This is a genomic window from Wolbachia endosymbiont (group B) of Rhopobota naevana, assembly GCF_947250615.1.
GTDB lineage: Bacteria > Pseudomonadota > Alphaproteobacteria > Rickettsiales > Anaplasmataceae > Wolbachia.
Genome location: NZ_OX366333.1, coordinates 1,304,365 through 1,320,590, shown reverse-complemented (window position 1 = coordinate 1,320,590; position 16,226 = coordinate 1,304,365). Strand labels below are relative to the sequence as shown.

At 35.2% G+C, this 16,226-nt stretch carries 18 protein-coding genes and 1 pseudogene; 4 read left to right on the top strand and 15 right to left on the bottom strand.

The genetic code is table 11. The features are described 5' to 3' along the window. Window positions 1-366: 366 nt before the first annotated feature. The 3 genes from OOL01_RS06350 to OOL01_RS06340 form a co-directional block, all read right to left on the bottom strand. Window positions 367-1,446, bottom strand: coding sequence for an ankyrin repeat domain-containing protein (locus OOL01_RS06350; protein ID WP_264686615.1), 1,080 nt, complete (start codon window positions 1,444-1,446; stop codon window positions 367-369). A gap of 95 nt (window positions 1,447-1,541) precedes the next feature. Further along, complete coding sequence (locus tag OOL01_RS06345) at window positions 1,542-2,774, bottom strand: ankyrin repeat domain-containing protein (protein ID WP_264686614.1); 1,233 nt, start codon at window positions 2,772-2,774, stop codon at window positions 1,542-1,544. A 14-nt stretch (window positions 2,775-2,788) separates the two neighbouring features. Next, window positions 2,789-4,141: an ankyrin repeat domain-containing protein gene (locus tag OOL01_RS06340; protein WP_264686613.1), complete on the bottom strand. Its 1,353-nt coding sequence runs from the start codon at window positions 4,139-4,141 to the stop codon at window positions 2,789-2,791. Between the two features lie 516 nt (window positions 4,142-4,657). Between OOL01_RS06340 and OOL01_RS06335 the strand changes: the two genes are divergently transcribed. After that, entirely contained in the window at window positions 4,658-4,810 is a 153-nt protein-coding gene (locus OOL01_RS06335; protein ID WP_174516912.1) for a hypothetical protein, read from the top strand. 201 nt (window positions 4,811-5,011) lie between these two features. On the opposite strand, the gene OOL01_RS06330 is transcribed toward OOL01_RS06335, so the two are convergent. Then, window positions 5,012-5,932 carry a CBASS cGAMP-activated phospholipase gene (locus tag OOL01_RS06330; RefSeq protein WP_264686612.1) on the bottom strand — a complete coding sequence of 307 codons (921 nt, stop codon included), beginning with the start codon at window positions 5,930-5,932 and terminating at the stop codon, window positions 5,012-5,014. Then, window positions 5,929-6,153 carry a hypothetical protein gene (locus tag OOL01_RS06325; protein ID WP_264377157.1) on the bottom strand — a complete coding sequence of 75 codons (225 nt, stop codon included), beginning with the start codon at window positions 6,151-6,153 and terminating at the stop codon, window positions 5,929-5,931. The genes OOL01_RS06330 and OOL01_RS06325 overlap by 4 nt, the downstream gene beginning before the upstream one ends. 128 nt (window positions 6,154-6,281) lie before the next feature. Here OOL01_RS06325 and OOL01_RS06320 point away from each other — a divergent pair, with 128 nt between their 5' ends. Then, a complete protein-coding gene (locus OOL01_RS06320) occupies window positions 6,282-6,830 on the top strand; it encodes an ankyrin repeat domain-containing protein (RefSeq protein WP_264377158.1) in 549 nt (182 codons plus the stop codon). On the opposite strand, the gene OOL01_RS06315 is transcribed toward OOL01_RS06320, so the two are convergent. The 7 genes and pseudogenes from OOL01_RS06315 to OOL01_RS06285 form a co-directional block, all read right to left on the bottom strand. Beyond that, complete coding sequence (locus tag OOL01_RS06315; RefSeq protein ID WP_264686611.1) at window positions 6,767-7,762, bottom strand: phage late control D family protein; 996 nt, start codon at window positions 7,760-7,762, stop codon at window positions 6,767-6,769. The two genes, OOL01_RS06320 and OOL01_RS06315, sit on opposite strands and share 64 nt — an antisense overlap. A 1-nt stretch (window position 7,763) precedes the next feature. Then, window positions 7,764-7,970, bottom strand: coding sequence for a tail protein X (locus OOL01_RS06310; protein WP_406718390.1), 207 nt, complete (start codon window positions 7,968-7,970; stop codon window positions 7,764-7,766). Then, window positions 7,948-8,364 (bottom strand): annotated as a pseudogene (locus tag OOL01_RS06305) (phage tail protein). The gene OOL01_RS06310 and the pseudogene OOL01_RS06305 overlap by 23 nt, the downstream one beginning before the upstream one ends. A 225-nt stretch (window positions 8,365-8,589) precedes the next feature. Then, a complete protein-coding gene (locus OOL01_RS06300; protein WP_264686609.1) occupies window positions 8,590-10,077 on the bottom strand; it encodes a phage tail tape measure protein in 1,488 nt (495 codons plus the stop codon). A 302-nt stretch (window positions 10,078-10,379) separates the two neighbouring features. Further along, on the bottom strand, window positions 10,380-10,529 hold the full coding sequence (locus tag OOL01_RS06295; protein WP_264686608.1) for a hypothetical protein: 150 nt from the start codon (window positions 10,527-10,529) through the stop codon (window positions 10,380-10,382). Between the two features lie 112 nt (window positions 10,530-10,641). Next, window positions 10,642-10,893, bottom strand: a complete 252-nt coding sequence (locus OOL01_RS06290; RefSeq protein WP_262986631.1) for a phage tail assembly protein — start codon at window positions 10,891-10,893, stop codon at window positions 10,642-10,644. 118 nt (window positions 10,894-11,011) lie between these two features. Continuing rightward, the gene (locus OOL01_RS06285) at window positions 11,012-11,932 is read right to left on the bottom strand and encodes an Rpn family recombination-promoting nuclease/putative transposase (protein ID WP_264687263.1); all 921 of its coding nucleotides are present in this window, start codon (window positions 11,930-11,932) and stop codon (window positions 11,012-11,014) included. A gap of 456 nt (window positions 11,933-12,388) precedes the next feature. Here OOL01_RS06285 and ltrA point away from each other — a divergent pair, with 456 nt between their 5' ends. Then, window positions 12,389-13,732: a group II intron reverse transcriptase/maturase gene (gene ltrA / locus OOL01_RS06280; RefSeq protein WP_007302360.1), complete on the top strand. Its 1,344-nt coding sequence runs from the start codon at window positions 12,389-12,391 to the stop codon at window positions 13,730-13,732. 77 nt (window positions 13,733-13,809) lie between these two features. Further along, entirely contained in the window at window positions 13,810-13,947 is a 138-nt protein-coding gene (locus OOL01_RS06275) for a hypothetical protein (RefSeq protein WP_264686607.1), read from the top strand. A 62-nt stretch (window positions 13,948-14,009) separates the two neighbouring features. On the opposite strand, the gene OOL01_RS06270 is transcribed toward OOL01_RS06275, so the two are convergent. From OOL01_RS06270 to OOL01_RS06260, 3 genes are read right to left on the bottom strand one after another with little or no spacing between them, the layout of a single operon-like run. Continuing rightward, window positions 14,010-14,516: a phage major tail tube protein gene (locus OOL01_RS06270; protein WP_264686606.1), complete on the bottom strand. Its 507-nt coding sequence runs from the start codon at window positions 14,514-14,516 to the stop codon at window positions 14,010-14,012. Between the two features lie 28 nt (window positions 14,517-14,544). After that, window positions 14,545-15,729 carry a phage tail sheath subtilisin-like domain-containing protein gene (locus OOL01_RS06265; RefSeq protein WP_264686605.1) on the bottom strand — a complete coding sequence of 395 codons (1,185 nt, stop codon included), beginning with the start codon at window positions 15,727-15,729 and terminating at the stop codon, window positions 14,545-14,547. Further along, window positions 15,722-16,222, bottom strand: coding sequence for a hypothetical protein (locus OOL01_RS06260; protein WP_264687241.1), 501 nt, complete (start codon window positions 16,220-16,222; stop codon window positions 15,722-15,724). The genes OOL01_RS06265 and OOL01_RS06260 overlap by 8 nt, the downstream gene beginning before the upstream one ends. Window positions 16,223-16,226 lie beyond the last annotated feature (4 nt).

The following is a 16,226-nucleotide window of genomic DNA, read 5'->3' as shown; positions in this document are numbered from 1 at the left end:
CTCTCTGAGATATATTTACACCAGTATTAGAATAGCAAAGTTTACTTAATATGGCAAAAATTAAAATAGCATCTTTTGTTAATAAAATATTTTTGAGAGAATATCTACTAATCCTGCAATTTCAGGACGAAAAGCCTTCACAACATTTGATTTTGGGTGTGGGAAATGTGTTGGTTGTTTAAATTTTAGTAACACCTACTAATAATAACCCGTTTGAAAACAACAAAGAGAAATGATGATCAACTTACATAAAAAAGCACTAAGTTTAGTGTTTTGGCATTATAGCAATCTCTTATGTATCACCTCTCTGGAACCATACGACTAATTGTTGTTCATAAAAAACTCTAGTACTGACAAAAAATGTATTTATTCTAATCTTGCACGTTTGGTATCATTACTTATAGAAGTTTCATAAAGTCTTGTACCAGGCTCTACGAGATTATTTAAGGAACTTAAAGATTGAAAAGTACGTTTATTGGAATCATCAAACGCTACTATAAAGTTTAACAAGTTATCATTAGATAGATATTCAGTTATATTATATGTAGAATCATGATCCAGAATAATTTTCTTTTCTTTGGCATCTTGATCTGCCACATCTAATTTAGTATAAAATTGTATCTTACTTAACTTATTTAACAAATCTGCTCTTTCTAAAAAAGGTTTTACCTTATCTAATATGATATCATTATATATAGGATAGCGTATGGAATAATCAATTTTTGCTAGTCTTACAGATAATTGATTATTATATAGTACATGTATGTTGAAATTATTTGTAACAAATTCATATAGTGGAAGGCTATCTTTTATTTCATCTGTTTTCATTTGAAGAATTTCACAAACACAGTCATCTAGATAACTTGATAATTTACTGTAATTACTGCCTCCTTTATAAGGAGATAAGTCAATAATTTTTCCGTAATCCTTATTGAAGTTCCTTACTAAAGTAAATTTAATCAACAATTTAGCGCATGCTAGATCACTTACAGCGTTATCTAAAGATGTGGAACAATTATCATAAAGCCGTCGTTCACGATTTCTTATATTAATATCAGCTCCATATTCTAATAGTTCTTTAACTACTTCCAGATTTTTACCACTTTTTTTTACAGCATGGTTCAGTGCAGTATTGCCTTTACGGTTTGTTGCATTTACATCAGCACCATGTTTCAGAAGTTCTCTAACTAATTCTAATTCCTTCCCCAGTGTTATAGCAGAATGTAGTGGAGTTTCACTATACATGTTTCTTGAATTGACTTCGGCACCACCTAACAAAAGCTCTTTAGTAATTTCTACACTACTAGTAGTATGAAGTAACGTATCTCTATTCCTTTCTACTCTAAGGTTAGCATTAGCACCTGCAGACAAAAGAGCTTTAACTTTTTCTAAGTTTCGTTCATAGACTGCTTTTTCTAATTCTTTGTTAATATTATTATTTAGCATATTTTTAAAATCCTCCTAAATTTCACTATTTTGTAACAAAATTTTTGTATATTTTCTAGATCTTGTCACCCTCATTAGAGTTTCATTTAAGAGAGCTATAACTTTAAACTCTTTACTCGATTTTCTACGCTGACATCTTGTAAACTCTGATCTGGACTTTTTAATATTTCTAATAATCTACTTGCAAGGTTTGAGTGTTTATTGATTACTGCAACCTGGACTAATGACTTGCCTTGATCATCACGAGCATTTGTTACAGCTACGCGCTCATCGGGTTTTATTGCTCTCAGCTTACTGATAATTTCAACATTACCATTTTTTGCATTCTCAAACAGCTCTTCTACTAATTTCAATAGGTTAGTAATATTTTGGTCTCGAGAAAGATCAAGTGGTATTTTACCTTCCTTATTCTTGATGTTATAAATTGCACCATGTTTCAACAAAGACTTTACAGCTTCAAAAAAGCTATTTTCAGTAGCAACATGCAACGATGCAGTGCCTTTAACTATTGTTTTAGCATTAATAAAATCACTCAATTTATTGTGGCTTACACGTTGTAACAAAGCTTCAATAATTTCTTTATGACCTTTGGAAGCAGCAGTGTGTAATGGTGTATTACCTTTGTTAGTAACTTTAGTAGCATCAGCTCCATTTGCTAGCAAGATATTTACAACTTTTATGTGCCCATTATTAACAGCATAATGTAATGGCGTTCTTCCATCCACGTTTTTCGAATCAATGATTGCTCCATCTCTAATGGAACTCTCAATTCCTAAATAATTATTATCTTCTATAGCCTTAAATAACTTCTCAACCAATTTTAGTAATTTTATGACTTCTGGGTTTCCTCTTCTTTCTGCAAAGTGTAATGGTAAAACATATCTACCTCCTTCAGCTCTAGCATTAAAGTATGCTCCGCTCATAAGCAGAGACCTAACTATATCTAAATTACCAATTTGTGCCCCTAAGTGTAAAGGTGTAGCATTTTTATCCATTTTTGCATTAACATTTGCTCCACTTATAATAAGGGTTTTGACTACCTTAGGATGACCATATTGAGCTGCAAGATGTAGGGCTGTGCCTTTATTTTGACTTTCTTTTACACTTACATCAGCGCCATGTTTCAATAGAACGGTTGCTATCTGATCATAACCTTTTTCTGCTGCAAAATGTAAAGGAGTCCAATTTGTGTGATCTAAAGCATTAATATCTGCTTCCTTTTCTAAGAGCAATTCAACCACCTCTAAATGATCATGGTCTACTGCAAAGTGTAGAGGTGTAGTACTTTTAACTGTTTTAGCATTAATGTCTACTCCTTTATCAAGCAAAGATTTAGCAACTTCTAAATTACATCATATGCTGCACAATGTAGAGGAGTCCAACTTCTGTTATCTAGAGCATTAATATCTGCTCCATTTTCAATCAAGAAATTCATTATTTCCAAGTGATTATGTTCTGCTGCCAAATGTAGAGCTCTTCTACCATCATCCATCTTTGCATTTATATTTGCTCCTTTTGCAATTAAGCTCTCTACTATTTTTAAAGAAAAACCATTATATGCTGCATTATGTAAAGGAGTCCAATTCTGATCATCCACGGTGTTAATGTTTGCTCCATTTTTAATTAAAAAATCACTCACCTCGAAATGACTTTGCTGAATTGCTAGATGCAAAGGTGTAAAACCTTCGTTTTTTTTAGCATTAACATTGGCTTTTTTCTCTATTAGTAGCTTCACTACTTCTAAGTGACCATTCTGAGATCCTATATGTAAAGCTGTGGAATTATCGTGGTCCTTAGCATTAACATCAATTCCCCTTACGAGAAGAAGAGACTTAACTACTCCAAAGTGATTACGTTCTGCTGCTAAATGTAGAGGTGTAAGATTCTCATAATCCTTAGCATTAACATTAGATTTTGCTTTTAGTAAAATGTCTACTAACTCTAAAAAGCCATTTTGAGACGCTAAATGTAGAGGTGTAATCTTATCATCTGTTTTTGCATTAACGTTTGCTCCCGCTTCAAGCAGAACTTTAACTATATCTAACCTACCAGTTTGTGTTCCCAGATGTAAGGGTGTAATGTTTGCATCAACTTTATGATTACCTATGCCTGAAGATCCAGCGTTAATATTAGACCCTTGTGAAATAAGAGCTTTAACTACTTCGAGGTTACCATTTTGTACTGCAGAATGCAAAGGTCTTGCTCGATCATTATTTACAGCATTAACATCTAATCCCTTTTCAATAAAAACATTTACTATATCTAGATGACCATTCTCTGCTGCTAGGTGTAAAGGTGTATTAAGTTTATCTGTTTTAGTACTAAGATCTGCTCCATTTGCAATCAAGGTGTTGACTATATCTAAATATCCTTGCTGGGATGCAAAACTTAAAGGTGTAAAGCCTAGAATGGTCTTATGGTTTACATCTGCTCCATGAGCAATAAGAAAGTTAACCATCTCTAAGCGATTTTTTGCAATTGAAAAATACAGTGGCGTAAAGGCATCGTACTTAATCTCTGAGTTAATATCTAAACCCTCTCCTAATAAAGTGTTGACTAAATCCAACTGACCATTTCCTGCTGCTAAATGTAGCGGCGTAAGACTAAGATGTTTCTGAGTTTCATAGTTTTCATTTAAAAACTCTACAAAAAATTGCAGCTGATCCAGATTATTAGATATTCTATTAGTAAACATAAAGGCCTCGCATGAAGAATTTATGTAAAATATAGTATCTACAAGTTTTTAAGCAAGATAAATCTTCTTCTTAAAAAAGATACTGTGATCCAATCTGTGTGCTTATAACTTTTTTATTTGATCATGAGTGATCAGCTGTCTCAGCTGCAATAGAGACACCTGCCTTAAGTAGTTACATCAATTTTCTCTGTTTTTGCCCCTTTTTTTTCTGATGAAGATGTCTTCATTCTTCTCAGTAGCCAACATTCTTTTTAAAGTATAATCGTTACGTGCACCAAAGCATTAATAATTATACACAATTGTGAAGAAATATTCAATCTTTTTATTGTTTTGAATGTGTTGATGAAAAAAACGTCTGTCAGAGATCATCTGAGAATTGCATTTTAGGCTTTAGATGTAGAAGGGTCTTATCGTCTTTTTATAAATACTCTAAAAATAGGCTTAAATCGCCAAGAGATGGATATCATGAATTTAGTAGCGTAAAAACATCAAAGATACCTCATATCATAAAGTTTAATGTCAACATTTGGTGCAACATTCCTGATTTACAAAGCAGAGTCAATAAAGGTTGCAAATAATCTACTTATGTTGGACGTTTCTGTTAATGCTATTTCTAAAATAACAGATTTATCTATTGAGGAACTTGAAAATCATGCTTCCAAAACTTAACCTGAATTAAAAGCAACATTAGTTTACTGATTTCTACACAATATATTAAAATACCAACAAAGGTGATTACATAATTAATTATCTGCATTACTGGATGAAATTCTTGTGCTTCTGTATTCAATATATAATATTAAAAAAATATTTTAGTAAATTTATTAAAGTAGATACTAGAAACTCGCTTATTTTGTTTTTCTAGCTCAGTTATAGTTTTCGATTTTGCTTGCAGAATTTGTCTATCACTTTCTGGTTATCCTCTATCATTTTACTTGCCTCTTGCTGAAGAAATTTGATATTTCTGAGTGTAATATTGTCCATCTCAGTCGATGCTACTTTCAATTGCGATTGTATTCTTATGTATTTATCATCTATTACTTGTTCTAGTTGATAATCAACGCAATCCAATCCAGAAGCGAACATCACATTCAGTAGTGGCTTGATCCACCCTATTTTGCCAAATTTCCTTGAGTTAGCATACTTTATACTTCTATCTGTTCCACCAGTGCCTATTGATAGCAGTATAATCTCATCATCTCGAAATAACTTCTTAGCACTTGCATATGCACAAGCCGCTGGATTATTGGCAAACACTCCGCCATCTATCAATACTCTCTCTGTTTGGCTAATTTTCAGACGTTTTGGTGTGAAGTACGTTGGGGCAGCTGTTGTAGCTCTGAGTGCATCTTTCAACTTAATGTTTTCTTCTTTCCAACTTTTGAAGAAAAATTCACAATTGTTGTGAATGTCATAACTAGTGAGCAGTAGATTACTCGCAACATCGGCCATAGTGCTTTCGCCGAAGTATTTGTTGAGAATAAATTCCATATTTTTATATGAGTACTGAGAACCACTCAGCCAAGAAGCGATTGATTTTCTCCAAAGTGATGCTTGAAAGATATATGCTCCATACTCTTGGTAAAGTTCAACCAAATCATTGGCAGAGTATTGAAGTTTATTGCTTTTACAAAGTCCAGCAACAATAATTCCACCGGTTGAGGTACCTGCCATTAAATCAAAGATCTGAGAAATTGGCTTTTTTATCCTAGATTCAATTTCTGCTAGAATAATTGCAGGAATTATTCCTCTAATTCCTCCTCCATCAACCGATAAAATGTACTTTGTCATTTTTGTCTCTGCTCAAGCTCGTTAACTTCTTCAGCAAGGTTTTTGACTCTTTCTTCAAGACGATAGATGATTTCTGTAGTCCTTTGATTTTGCTCTATAAACCTGTCATGTATCTGCACTCTTAAGTCAAGTTTGGCCAGCCACCAGATAAATGCTATTGTTTGTATTACCATAGTAGCAATTACTGCTACAGGGATCTTTCCTGTACTTTGGTTTTTCATGTTTTTGTACAAAAAGCTGTATACTAATATATACAAGATTTGTCAAAAATACGTCCAAAAAAATCTTAAGAATTTTTCTTAAAGCTAACTCATTGCATTAAGCAAGTAATGTAAATAATATCATAGATATGAAATTCAGCCTTTTTCGAAAACTGTTAGTAAATTCGATAATACCAATAATATGTGTTATCTTTTTGTTTCAGCATTGTAAACCATCAAAAATTATACCAATAAAAAGTAAGGTAAATGGCAATGATCTTGAAACATTGTCTACTGCAGCTCAAAAGTGTAACTTCGATGCTGTAAGATCCTTAATAAAAAATACAATAGATATCAATGCTACTCATCATTTTGGTGCAACATCATTACACTATGCTACAAGTGGAGGCTGTTTAGAAGTTATAAAATTTCTGGTTGAAGAAGGCATTGATATAAATACTACTGATGCTTTTGGCTGGACAGCTTTGCATTATGCTGCACGAAAAGGACATCTAGAAATCACTAAATTTCTACTGGAAAACGGAGCAAATCCTCTTGCTAAAAACAAAGATAAAAAAACTCCTTTAGATCTTGCTGTAGAGGAATTAAATAATAATAAAGAAAAAAAAGATATCTATGAGGAAATTATCAATTTACTTTCCCGTGCCTCCGTAACAGCTGTTATCATACTACGATAGCCCAGGTTATCAATTACATGCTCAGCTTTATTTATTATCCAACCACCATAAACTCCTTTGCGAAATCCCAAAAGGTTGATCTTTGCTTCGGTAAATAATTCAGGATTTCCTGCCATTGTAATGTTGAGTGTTGCTGTACTGCTCATCAGCTGATTTAATTTTGCAGATGCTGCACTTTGCGCCAAATCACTGCTTGCATAAACATCTCGCAGAATATAGCTTGGTTCTTGATCACCTATTTTTTCTGTTATAGTCTCTGCTTTTTCATAATCATACCAATAGGAAAGAACCGAGCCATATTGATTACGCTCATTAAATCTTACTTGCCAACTTGTAATATTTCCAGGTGTTAAAGTAATAGTGCTTAAAGTTTTTCCGGTAACTGATTTTGCTTTTCCTTTTGAAACAAAAAGTAAATATCCTCCTGCAGGTTTTGCTATTGCTCCATAAATTTGAGCAAGCCTGGTCAAAAAATGCATGTCGCTCTCTGCAGTTTGATCAATATGTGATATCATGATATTTGCAAACTCTGCAGCAACTTTAGCTTTATAGCTATGTTTATTTGCAATTTTTTCCACCAAATCATTTAAAGTAATTTGATGCCACTCATTAAATACTTGTTCCTTTAAAGACTGTTTTAAGTCTGCTGCATGACTCTTAATTTTTAACGCCTGTGGTGGACCTTGTAGCGTAATTTCATTCACTATGTAATCTCCCATTGGCACAATACCAGTTTCTTTATATCCAAGTAAAATATTCAGCTTTGCTCCAGTTCTAGGAATCTCAAATAACGAATCACGGTCATCAAGGTGAATTATAGCAGTATCGCTTATTACTCCAGCTTCATCAGTAATATGAATTGATACTAACCGACTCTTTATCAACTCAGTGATGGAAATTCCTTCTACTGAAATACTAAAATCTGGTGTCACTTCAATCCCATAGTTTTACTACTTGCTTTTGTATTGCTTTTTGAATTACAGGCAGTTTAACGGTTAACCCTGCAGGAAGAAGCTCGTACTCTGCAAGCCCAGGATTAGCTTTCAATACAACCTCAACTGTGCCAGAGCTGAATCCATAGTGTCTCCAGCAAATAAAATCTAACATGTCATTTTCTTTAGTTTTGTAGTACATCATCATCAAATTGTATATCGTCAACGGGATTATTTAGTGATCCATCTAACAACACGTTATCGTAGTGTTTCAGGCTTAAATGAAACTCAATCTTCCTTGGTTCTCCATTTGGAAAAAAATATTTCTGTGTTTCTTCTATTTTTACGATAACAAAATGGCCTAAAATGTTACCCTGGCCATCAATAAGTAAAAGAGGTTTCGATGAATTTCGCATATTATTTATTTGCTTCATCCCTCATGAATAGATTACTCCTGCAAGCTCAACAATGTCCTCTCCAGGACCAATACTTTGAAGCAATGGCTTTTCCCCAATACGCTCAAGTGCAGGCCAGCGATATTCACTTCTACGTGTAAAACCTTGCTCAGTTAATGCAAATCTATATGGACCAAGAGATAACATAATTTAATTTATATCGTAAAGTGCGCCACTAAATTGTTCTCTAATTCTCTCCATTACTTCATCAGCAATGCTGCGTGCATTCTGCTCAGGTCTTGAATGAATATTAATACTAAATTGCATTTTGTTCTCTATAGTCTTATTTTGTGCTGTAATGGGGTGCTTAAGAGAATCGCTGACAACGTTATTTACAGAGCTAACTTCTAATCTGGCCTCATTTTTTTTGCTCTACAGATTATTGATTGTTTTAAAAGGCTGAGTAATATTATTCCAAAATTTTCCTACCCAATCAGAAAAAGACTTCCATACAATTTTCACTGATTCCCAGATAGTAACAAAAAAGTTCTTTACTGCTTGCCATTTGGTAATTATCAAAGTTGCAGCAACAGCAAAACCACCAATAACCAGTCCCATAGGGTTGCTCATTAAGGCAATTGTCAATGCTTTAAATCCAGCAATTATTGCTGGAAAAACTGCAGAAAGACCTATTTTTACCAAAGTAATAACAGATCCAAACACTTTCCAAGTAAACAAAAGAGCGAATAAGGAACCTTTTACAAAAGTCCAAGCATATCCAAGAGATATGGCTGCTATTTTAATGCTAATCAAAGCAGTAATTGTGCTCATGATTACTGTAGTCAGTATTGGATATTCTTTTGCATACAGCGCTACTTGTGTAGTTGCTGACCTGAGAAGATTAACAGTAAAATTTAAAGATGGTAATAATACAAAGCCAAGATTCATTCCCACTTCTGCTATTGAGTTTTTAAGTAACTGAAGATTATTTGCTGTAGTATTTGCTCTATTTTCAAACTCTCTTTGCATTGAGCCATGATATTCTTCGTTTATTAGTCGCAAAGATTTTCTATACTCATCAAGACTACCAGTAAGTAGCGCTATATCATCTTGATATTCAAGACCAAAGAGATCAAAGAGAACGCTAGAACGTTCTTGCTTATCTAATTTTGCAACTGTTTCTAAAAATTTAACTAATGTACCTTGTGCATTCTTACCGATTGCTTTCTCAAACTCCTGAGCGTTTATTTTTAGCACTTGAAACGCTTTTTGAAAATTGCCACCTTGTTTACTTGCTGTTTGTAGTTTGCTAAGCATGGCATTGATTGCTGTTCCTGCCTTTTCAGGAGCTTTACCAAGACTAATAAAGCTGCTTGCTAAAGCTCCTGCCTCCACTGCAGTTAAGCCAAATTGCCTTGCTGTACCACCAATTCTGTTTAGCGTCGGAACAATTTCCTTGGCCTTTGCTGCAGTGTTATCAGAGATATGGTTTATCGCATCACCAACGCTTTTCATTTCACCAATTTCAATTTGGTAAATATTAGAAAGCTTAGCAATAGCTTCTCCTGCTTCTTCTGCTGACATATCAAATGCGGTTGCCATTTTGGCCACAGTATCTGTAAAAATTGTAAGATCTTTAGCTGCAATACCAAGTTGACCACCACTTGCAGTAATTTGCGCAAGTTCTGCTGCAGATAGCGGAATTGTTCGTGACATTGCCTTTAATGTTTCCCCAAGCTTTGTTAACCCATTTACATCTTTATCTTCAAATTTTACAACTTTTTTTACATCAGCCATAGCACTCTCAAAACTAATTGCAGCTTTAAGTGGTGCTGCAAGGGTGAGTCCAAGTGTTACAGCATCTATCATTTGAGCTTTGAAATTTACTCTTTGCGCTAGAACTCCTTTACGTTTTTGCATTACGGAATTTAAAGCCGTATAGTTATTTTTAAGCTTTTCAATAGAAGAGCCAAGTTTAGCTTGATCTCCAATAAGAGATTTTATGTCTCTACCACTTTTACTGAACTCCGTGCGTAAATGGTGAAGAGCACTTCTTTTTTGTAAATAAGCCGTTTTAGCTTTCAGTGCTGCAGCTTTAGATCTTGTAAATTCATTTTGCAGATTCTTACTTGGTTCTTCTGCGTTTTTTATCTGCTGAGCAAGAGATTTTGTTTTTATTTCCAGTTCATTCCAAGAACGCCGAGCAAGCAGAGCATCGTGGCTTAATTGTTTAACTTGGATACTGATTTACTTGATGATTCAAGTTGTTTTATCGTACTACCAATACGAGAAAGTTGCTTCGTGCTACCTGCTATCGTACTATTAAAACTGCTTTGCAGTGTTGCTCCAATTACTATAGAAATTGCTTTCATTTGTATAACTTTTTGCTACTTTCAAACCACGTAATAAATTCTTTAATATCCATATCAAGCCACTGATTGATTCCACCACCAACCATTGAGCTAAGCGACAATATGCTCAGCCTCAAGTCTTCTGCTGAGACAAAAAACCTTGTAACGCTTCTTGAATCTTACTGTAGTCTGCAAGATCAAGTTCTTCTACTGCTTCTCTTGAAATACTTGCAAGATTTGCAATTAGTGCTACTTCTTTCTCTGCATCGTTATTACTCATACGTTCAACAGCTAAACGATCTCGCACTTTTGGACGGCGCAGAGTTAGCTCTGAGAGTAAAATTCCTTCTACTGTTATTGGGTTATTAAGTTCTACTGTTGTCATGTTTTCCCCTAAAAGTTAATTAAATAAAAACTTCATAGCTTTTACATAACTAATTTTTTTTATTACAGTTTTTGTGTTTGATTGAAGAGGCAACCTAATATAAAAGTTATAGTAGGGGTTATTTCTCTTCAACTTGAATTAATTCTTGAACTTCATCGACAGAAAGACCTGTACACTTGACAATAGTGTTAATATCAACATTATTAGTCAACATCGCTTTTGCAACTTCAATCTTTCCTTCAATCTTTCCTTCAATCTTTCCTTCAATCTTTCCTTTCTCTTCACCAATTTTGATTCCTTCCTCTTTAGCATCATCAAGTTTTTGAGCAAGGACAGCCTTTTCATCAAGAATACGCTTTATCTCTCCTTCATATGCTAAAAACTCCTTTTCTGACCAGTTAAACCTATTTAGCTCTTCATACGCTTTTTTGATTATTACGTCACTTCCTGTTATCCTTTCCAATTCTTCTTCACTTGTTTCATCAGCGTACTTAAAAAAATACACCCACTTCTCAACTATATTTGAAAGCTGATCTTCTTTAGTTTTGGAAAATTTAGGCAATTCAATAAATACAAAATAAAAATCTTTTAGATCATGTTCATTAGTATCTTCATCGCGAATAGTGTGCTTTGATTTATACTCGGACTTATCAGGAAATAAAATACAATCTGCTATAGCAATAAAGATAATTTCCTTAAGGTTATGGTATTGATCACCTTTATCTGCTTGTCTTGAATAGGCTTTAGCAGCGTAATATTGGGCACGTTTTTCAAAGCCTTTGGTTTTAGCAACCTGCATCTCAATTATCCATTGTACTCCTGTAGAATCTCTACATAGCACATCAACAATACTTTGCTTTTTAGATGCGATATCAGGGTCTTGAATAGTACTTAAAAACTCTATATCCTGTATTGCATTTTTGCCAGTAAAGCTCAAGATATCATTGAGGAAGTGAATGAGAATGTCTTTATTCTTTTCAGTACCAAGTGCGTCCAGAGAAGGCGAGTATTGTTCAGTAGGAAATAGACCTACCAGGATAAAAGTCGGAATCCTGTAGCTTGGGTAGCAGCATAAAGGGAAACCAAAATGTTGAAGCCTACCGACAACATTATCGTAGGATAATGGCGAATTACCAGGCCGTAGCGAAAGCGAATGCACAGATTGCCTCGAAAGGAATATTCTGAAGGTCGAGCCATCTTGGTACTGGCGAAGACAGAATAGACCAGACGAAAAACGAATGAAACGATTGGTCTACTTCAGCGGGGTGTTAGTAACAGCATGGCAATGAGGACATACAAAGCAACTGGAGAAGCCCTCCTCATCCCAAGGAGAAACACCTTGGAGAGGTAGGTTCTATAACTGGAAAACAGGAAGTGAACTGAAGATGAGAGGGTGACGGATGGGTGCGTAGTAGTGAAGAAGTGAGGTAACGCTCATGGAGCAAAGGCACCCTACTAGCAGGGATCTTTTAACAAAAGGAAGGTAAAGGTAAAAATGACAAAAATGCCGATAAAATTACAAGACCTGAGAAGAAAGATATACACCAAAGCGAAGGCAGAACCGGAATGGCGATTCTGGGGAATCCATGTTCATGTCTGTAAAATGGAGACACTGGAGGAAGCTTACAAACTAACGAAGAGGAGTAATGGGGCACCAGGGATTGATGGGGTGACATTCGAATCGATAGAGACAGAGGGCTCAAGAAAGTATCTTCAACGAATAAGACACGAATTAATAACCAAGACCTATAGCCCAAATAGGAACCGGAGAAAGGAAATACCAAAATCTGGAGAAAAATTCAGAACGTTGAACATACCCTGCATCCGGGATAGAATAGTGCAAACAGCACTGAAGCTAATACTTGAACCGATATTCGAATCAGACTTCCAAAAAGGATCATACGGGTATAGACCTAAGCGTAATGCGCATGAAGCAGTACAAAAAGTAACGGAAGCAGCAATCAAAGGCAATACAAAAGTAATTGACGTAGATCTAAAATCCTACTTTGACAGTGTGCGACATCATATTCTGATGGAAAAGATTGCCAAAAGAATAAATGACAAAGAAATCATGCGCATGATTAAGCTAATCCTCAAAATAGGAGGAAAACGAGGAATGGCACAAGGATCACCACTTTCACCACTACTAAGCAATATATACCTAAATGAGGTAGATAAAATGTTGGAGAAAGCAAAAGAGGTGACCAAAGAAGGAAAGTACCAACGTATGGAATATGCCAGATGGGCAGATGATTTGGTGATACTGATCAGAGAATACCCGAAACGGGAATGGCTAGAAAGAGCAGTATACAGAAGGTTGGAAGAAGAATTAGCAAAACTAGAAGTGAGAGTAAATGAAGAAAAGACAAAAGTCATTAACCTAAAGAAAGGAGAAACATTTAGCTTCCTAGGGTTTGATTTTCAAGAGAATATCACAAAACAAGGAAAGTGGAATGTCAGGAAAACACCGCAGATGAAAGCACGAACAAACCTGCTACGCAAGTTGAAGGAAATATTTCGGCGCCATAAATCGCAACCGATAAAAAGAGTGATAAATGACATCAATCCGATATTGAGAGGGTGGGTAAACTACTTTAGGATAGGAAACTCTAGTCGAAAGTTCAGTTACGTAAAACACTGGGTGGAAAAGAAGGTAAGACGCAATTTAATGCGAGCCAGGAAAGCAAAGAAAGGGTTTGGTTGGAAGAAATGGAGTAGCGAATGGATATACAAAACGCTGGGTCTATATTCAGACTACAGAATAAGGTATTACAGACCGAAAGCATCACCAACACAATATGTGATAAACTTTGGTAAAGAACTTGCTAGGAAAGCGTAGTGCGGGAAAACCGCATGCTGCGTTTGACGAGGCGGGAGCTGGAAACGTTAACATGGGAATTTGGATTGAGGCCCAGGATGAAAATAATGGATCAGCCACCAAACCCTAAAGAGGCGCGCCAGTTCTCGACCCTACAGATACGGCGAAATGCTATATCATTTTTAGGGTCAAGAAATTTAGATAAAGCCATAGCAAAAATGTCTAAAAAACATTAACAATTATACAGTATTATCAGTAATTTTTCAATAAAGAAGTGAAAAGGCATCTGTCTATTCCATTAAATCCCTAGAATCGTTTGTAGCAAGGCCATCTGATCAACACCATTTATCTTTCTAATCATATTTTCAGCATCGATTTCTATTAATTCATTACCACCTATCGTAAGTTTATAATAATGGGCAGCTACAGTGCATTTGAGAGTGGCTTTTTCAGCAGGTTTCCAGCTACCAAAATCAAATTCTTTGAATATGCCTCTGAGATTGATTACTACAGCTTCAATATCATTACTACCACTCCCTTGCATTCCACCTCTGAGTGTCAAAGCTACTGAATTTCCATTTATCAACCCAAATAGCCGAAAGAGCTCTGTATCGTATTCAGAAAAAGTAAAGTCTGCTTCTAACTTTTCCATACCCATGTCAATATTTATTGGAATATCCATACCACCAGCTCTATATTCTTCAGTTTTTATGGTAAGCTTTGGCAGCGTAATTTCATCTATTTTTCCTGCATAACCCCGACCATCTACGAACACATTAAAATTCTTTAAAATCTTTGGTAGCATCTTTCTTCCCTTTTTCCCTTAATAAAATTTACGATATTTCACTATTCACCAGCCGTGAACGAAAAGTAATCTGTTCTGCCGGATATGGTGGTGTAAACTCAAAGTCAAAATACACTTTCCCGCTTGCAATGTTTGCCGGTGTATTGAGCTCTGGTGTTGCATAACATTTTCCGCTGATAATAGCTCCTTGAGCTTTTAAATTGGCCAAATAAGAATTCACCCCCTCAATCACATCATCTATGTAAGTTTTGGTGATATTGCGATCAACTGCCCATAAATGAGCTCGAAGTAGACTATCATTGATTAAATCTGCAGTTCGCCTCACTGATAGAAAAGCCCATTTTGAGTCATTTGAACATGTTCTATTTCCCCAAAGCCTATAGCCATTTTGATGAATTATCGTTGTTACTTCATTTTCATTCAAGTGGTTTGCTCTACAATTTGTATTACCGAGCGTAAAATCAATAGGCCTGCTTGTTCCAACAATACCATTTATCTCTTTATTTGAAGGTGAGTGCCAGAAGCCTTGCTCGCTGTCTATCTTAGCTATTAAACCAGCTACAAATGGACTCGATGGCAAGATTTCTTCTTTTCCTTCAATAAATACCTTAATCCATGGGTCAACCACATAAACTCTTGAGCTGCCTACACTTTTTCTCCATTTTATTGCTTCTTCATCATTAGTATTTGGTCCATCTGCAACAATAATTGCTCTTAATTTTTCTGCTATGGAAATTAAAGCACTCACTACTGGATTTACTCCATCTATTTCAGGTAACTGATGAGTAAACTGAGGTGCAATGAGTATTCTTGGCGCAATATGAACTATGCTTTCACTACTGAGGAATGCCTCTATCCCTTGATACTCTCCAGTCTCTTTATCAACACCGCCAATTATATTTTTCAGCGTCTCTTCTTCTTTTAATTTTGGATCGCTGTTTTCACTTTCTTTAACTCGAATAACTACTACTGTTGCACCAATCTGGGAAAATATTCCATTTACTGCAGAAGGTAAACTTCCACTCTTTCCAAGCTTTGCTGCTTCCTTTAAACTTCCTGCTATCAGTACTGGTTTATTCAGTGGAAATTTTTGCTCATCAGCTTCGAATGCAGTACCAATTACACCTATCACTGATGATTTAGCTGTACGTACTGATCTTGTCCCTGAGGTAACCTCTATAACATTTACGCCATGTAAAAATTCTTCAGCCATTTCTTTGTATCTTTTGTTTAAAATCGTTTAGTAAGTTCTCTACACTTTTGGCTTCTGCAATTTTCTTCTTGGTAATGTCTTCCAACTCTTCACATTTAATTATTTCTTTTACTGCTTTTTTTGCTTTTTCTTCAATTATTCTTGCCATTTCAATAACTGTAATACCACGGACTCTTGCTAATGGTTCTATAATTTCTGTATCCTTTTTACTTATAGACTCTGGTGCTGCTAGAATGCTTTTTGCGGCTTTTTCTTGTATTTGATACGATTTAGCTTTTTGGTGAGAATTTCCAGCGTATTCGTTAGTATAGTTATTAAAATAAAAACGAAGTGCAGAAAGCTTCGCATTTTCCAATAATTCCAGCTCAATATCTTCCTTATTCCTTTCAACAATTTTCTCTCCTTCTGTTAAACAATAACTTTTTTGCCAGTCAAAATTCTTTGGTGCTTCATACCAATCATTTCCAGTTGGCTTGTTTTCAAGTGTTGTTATTTCA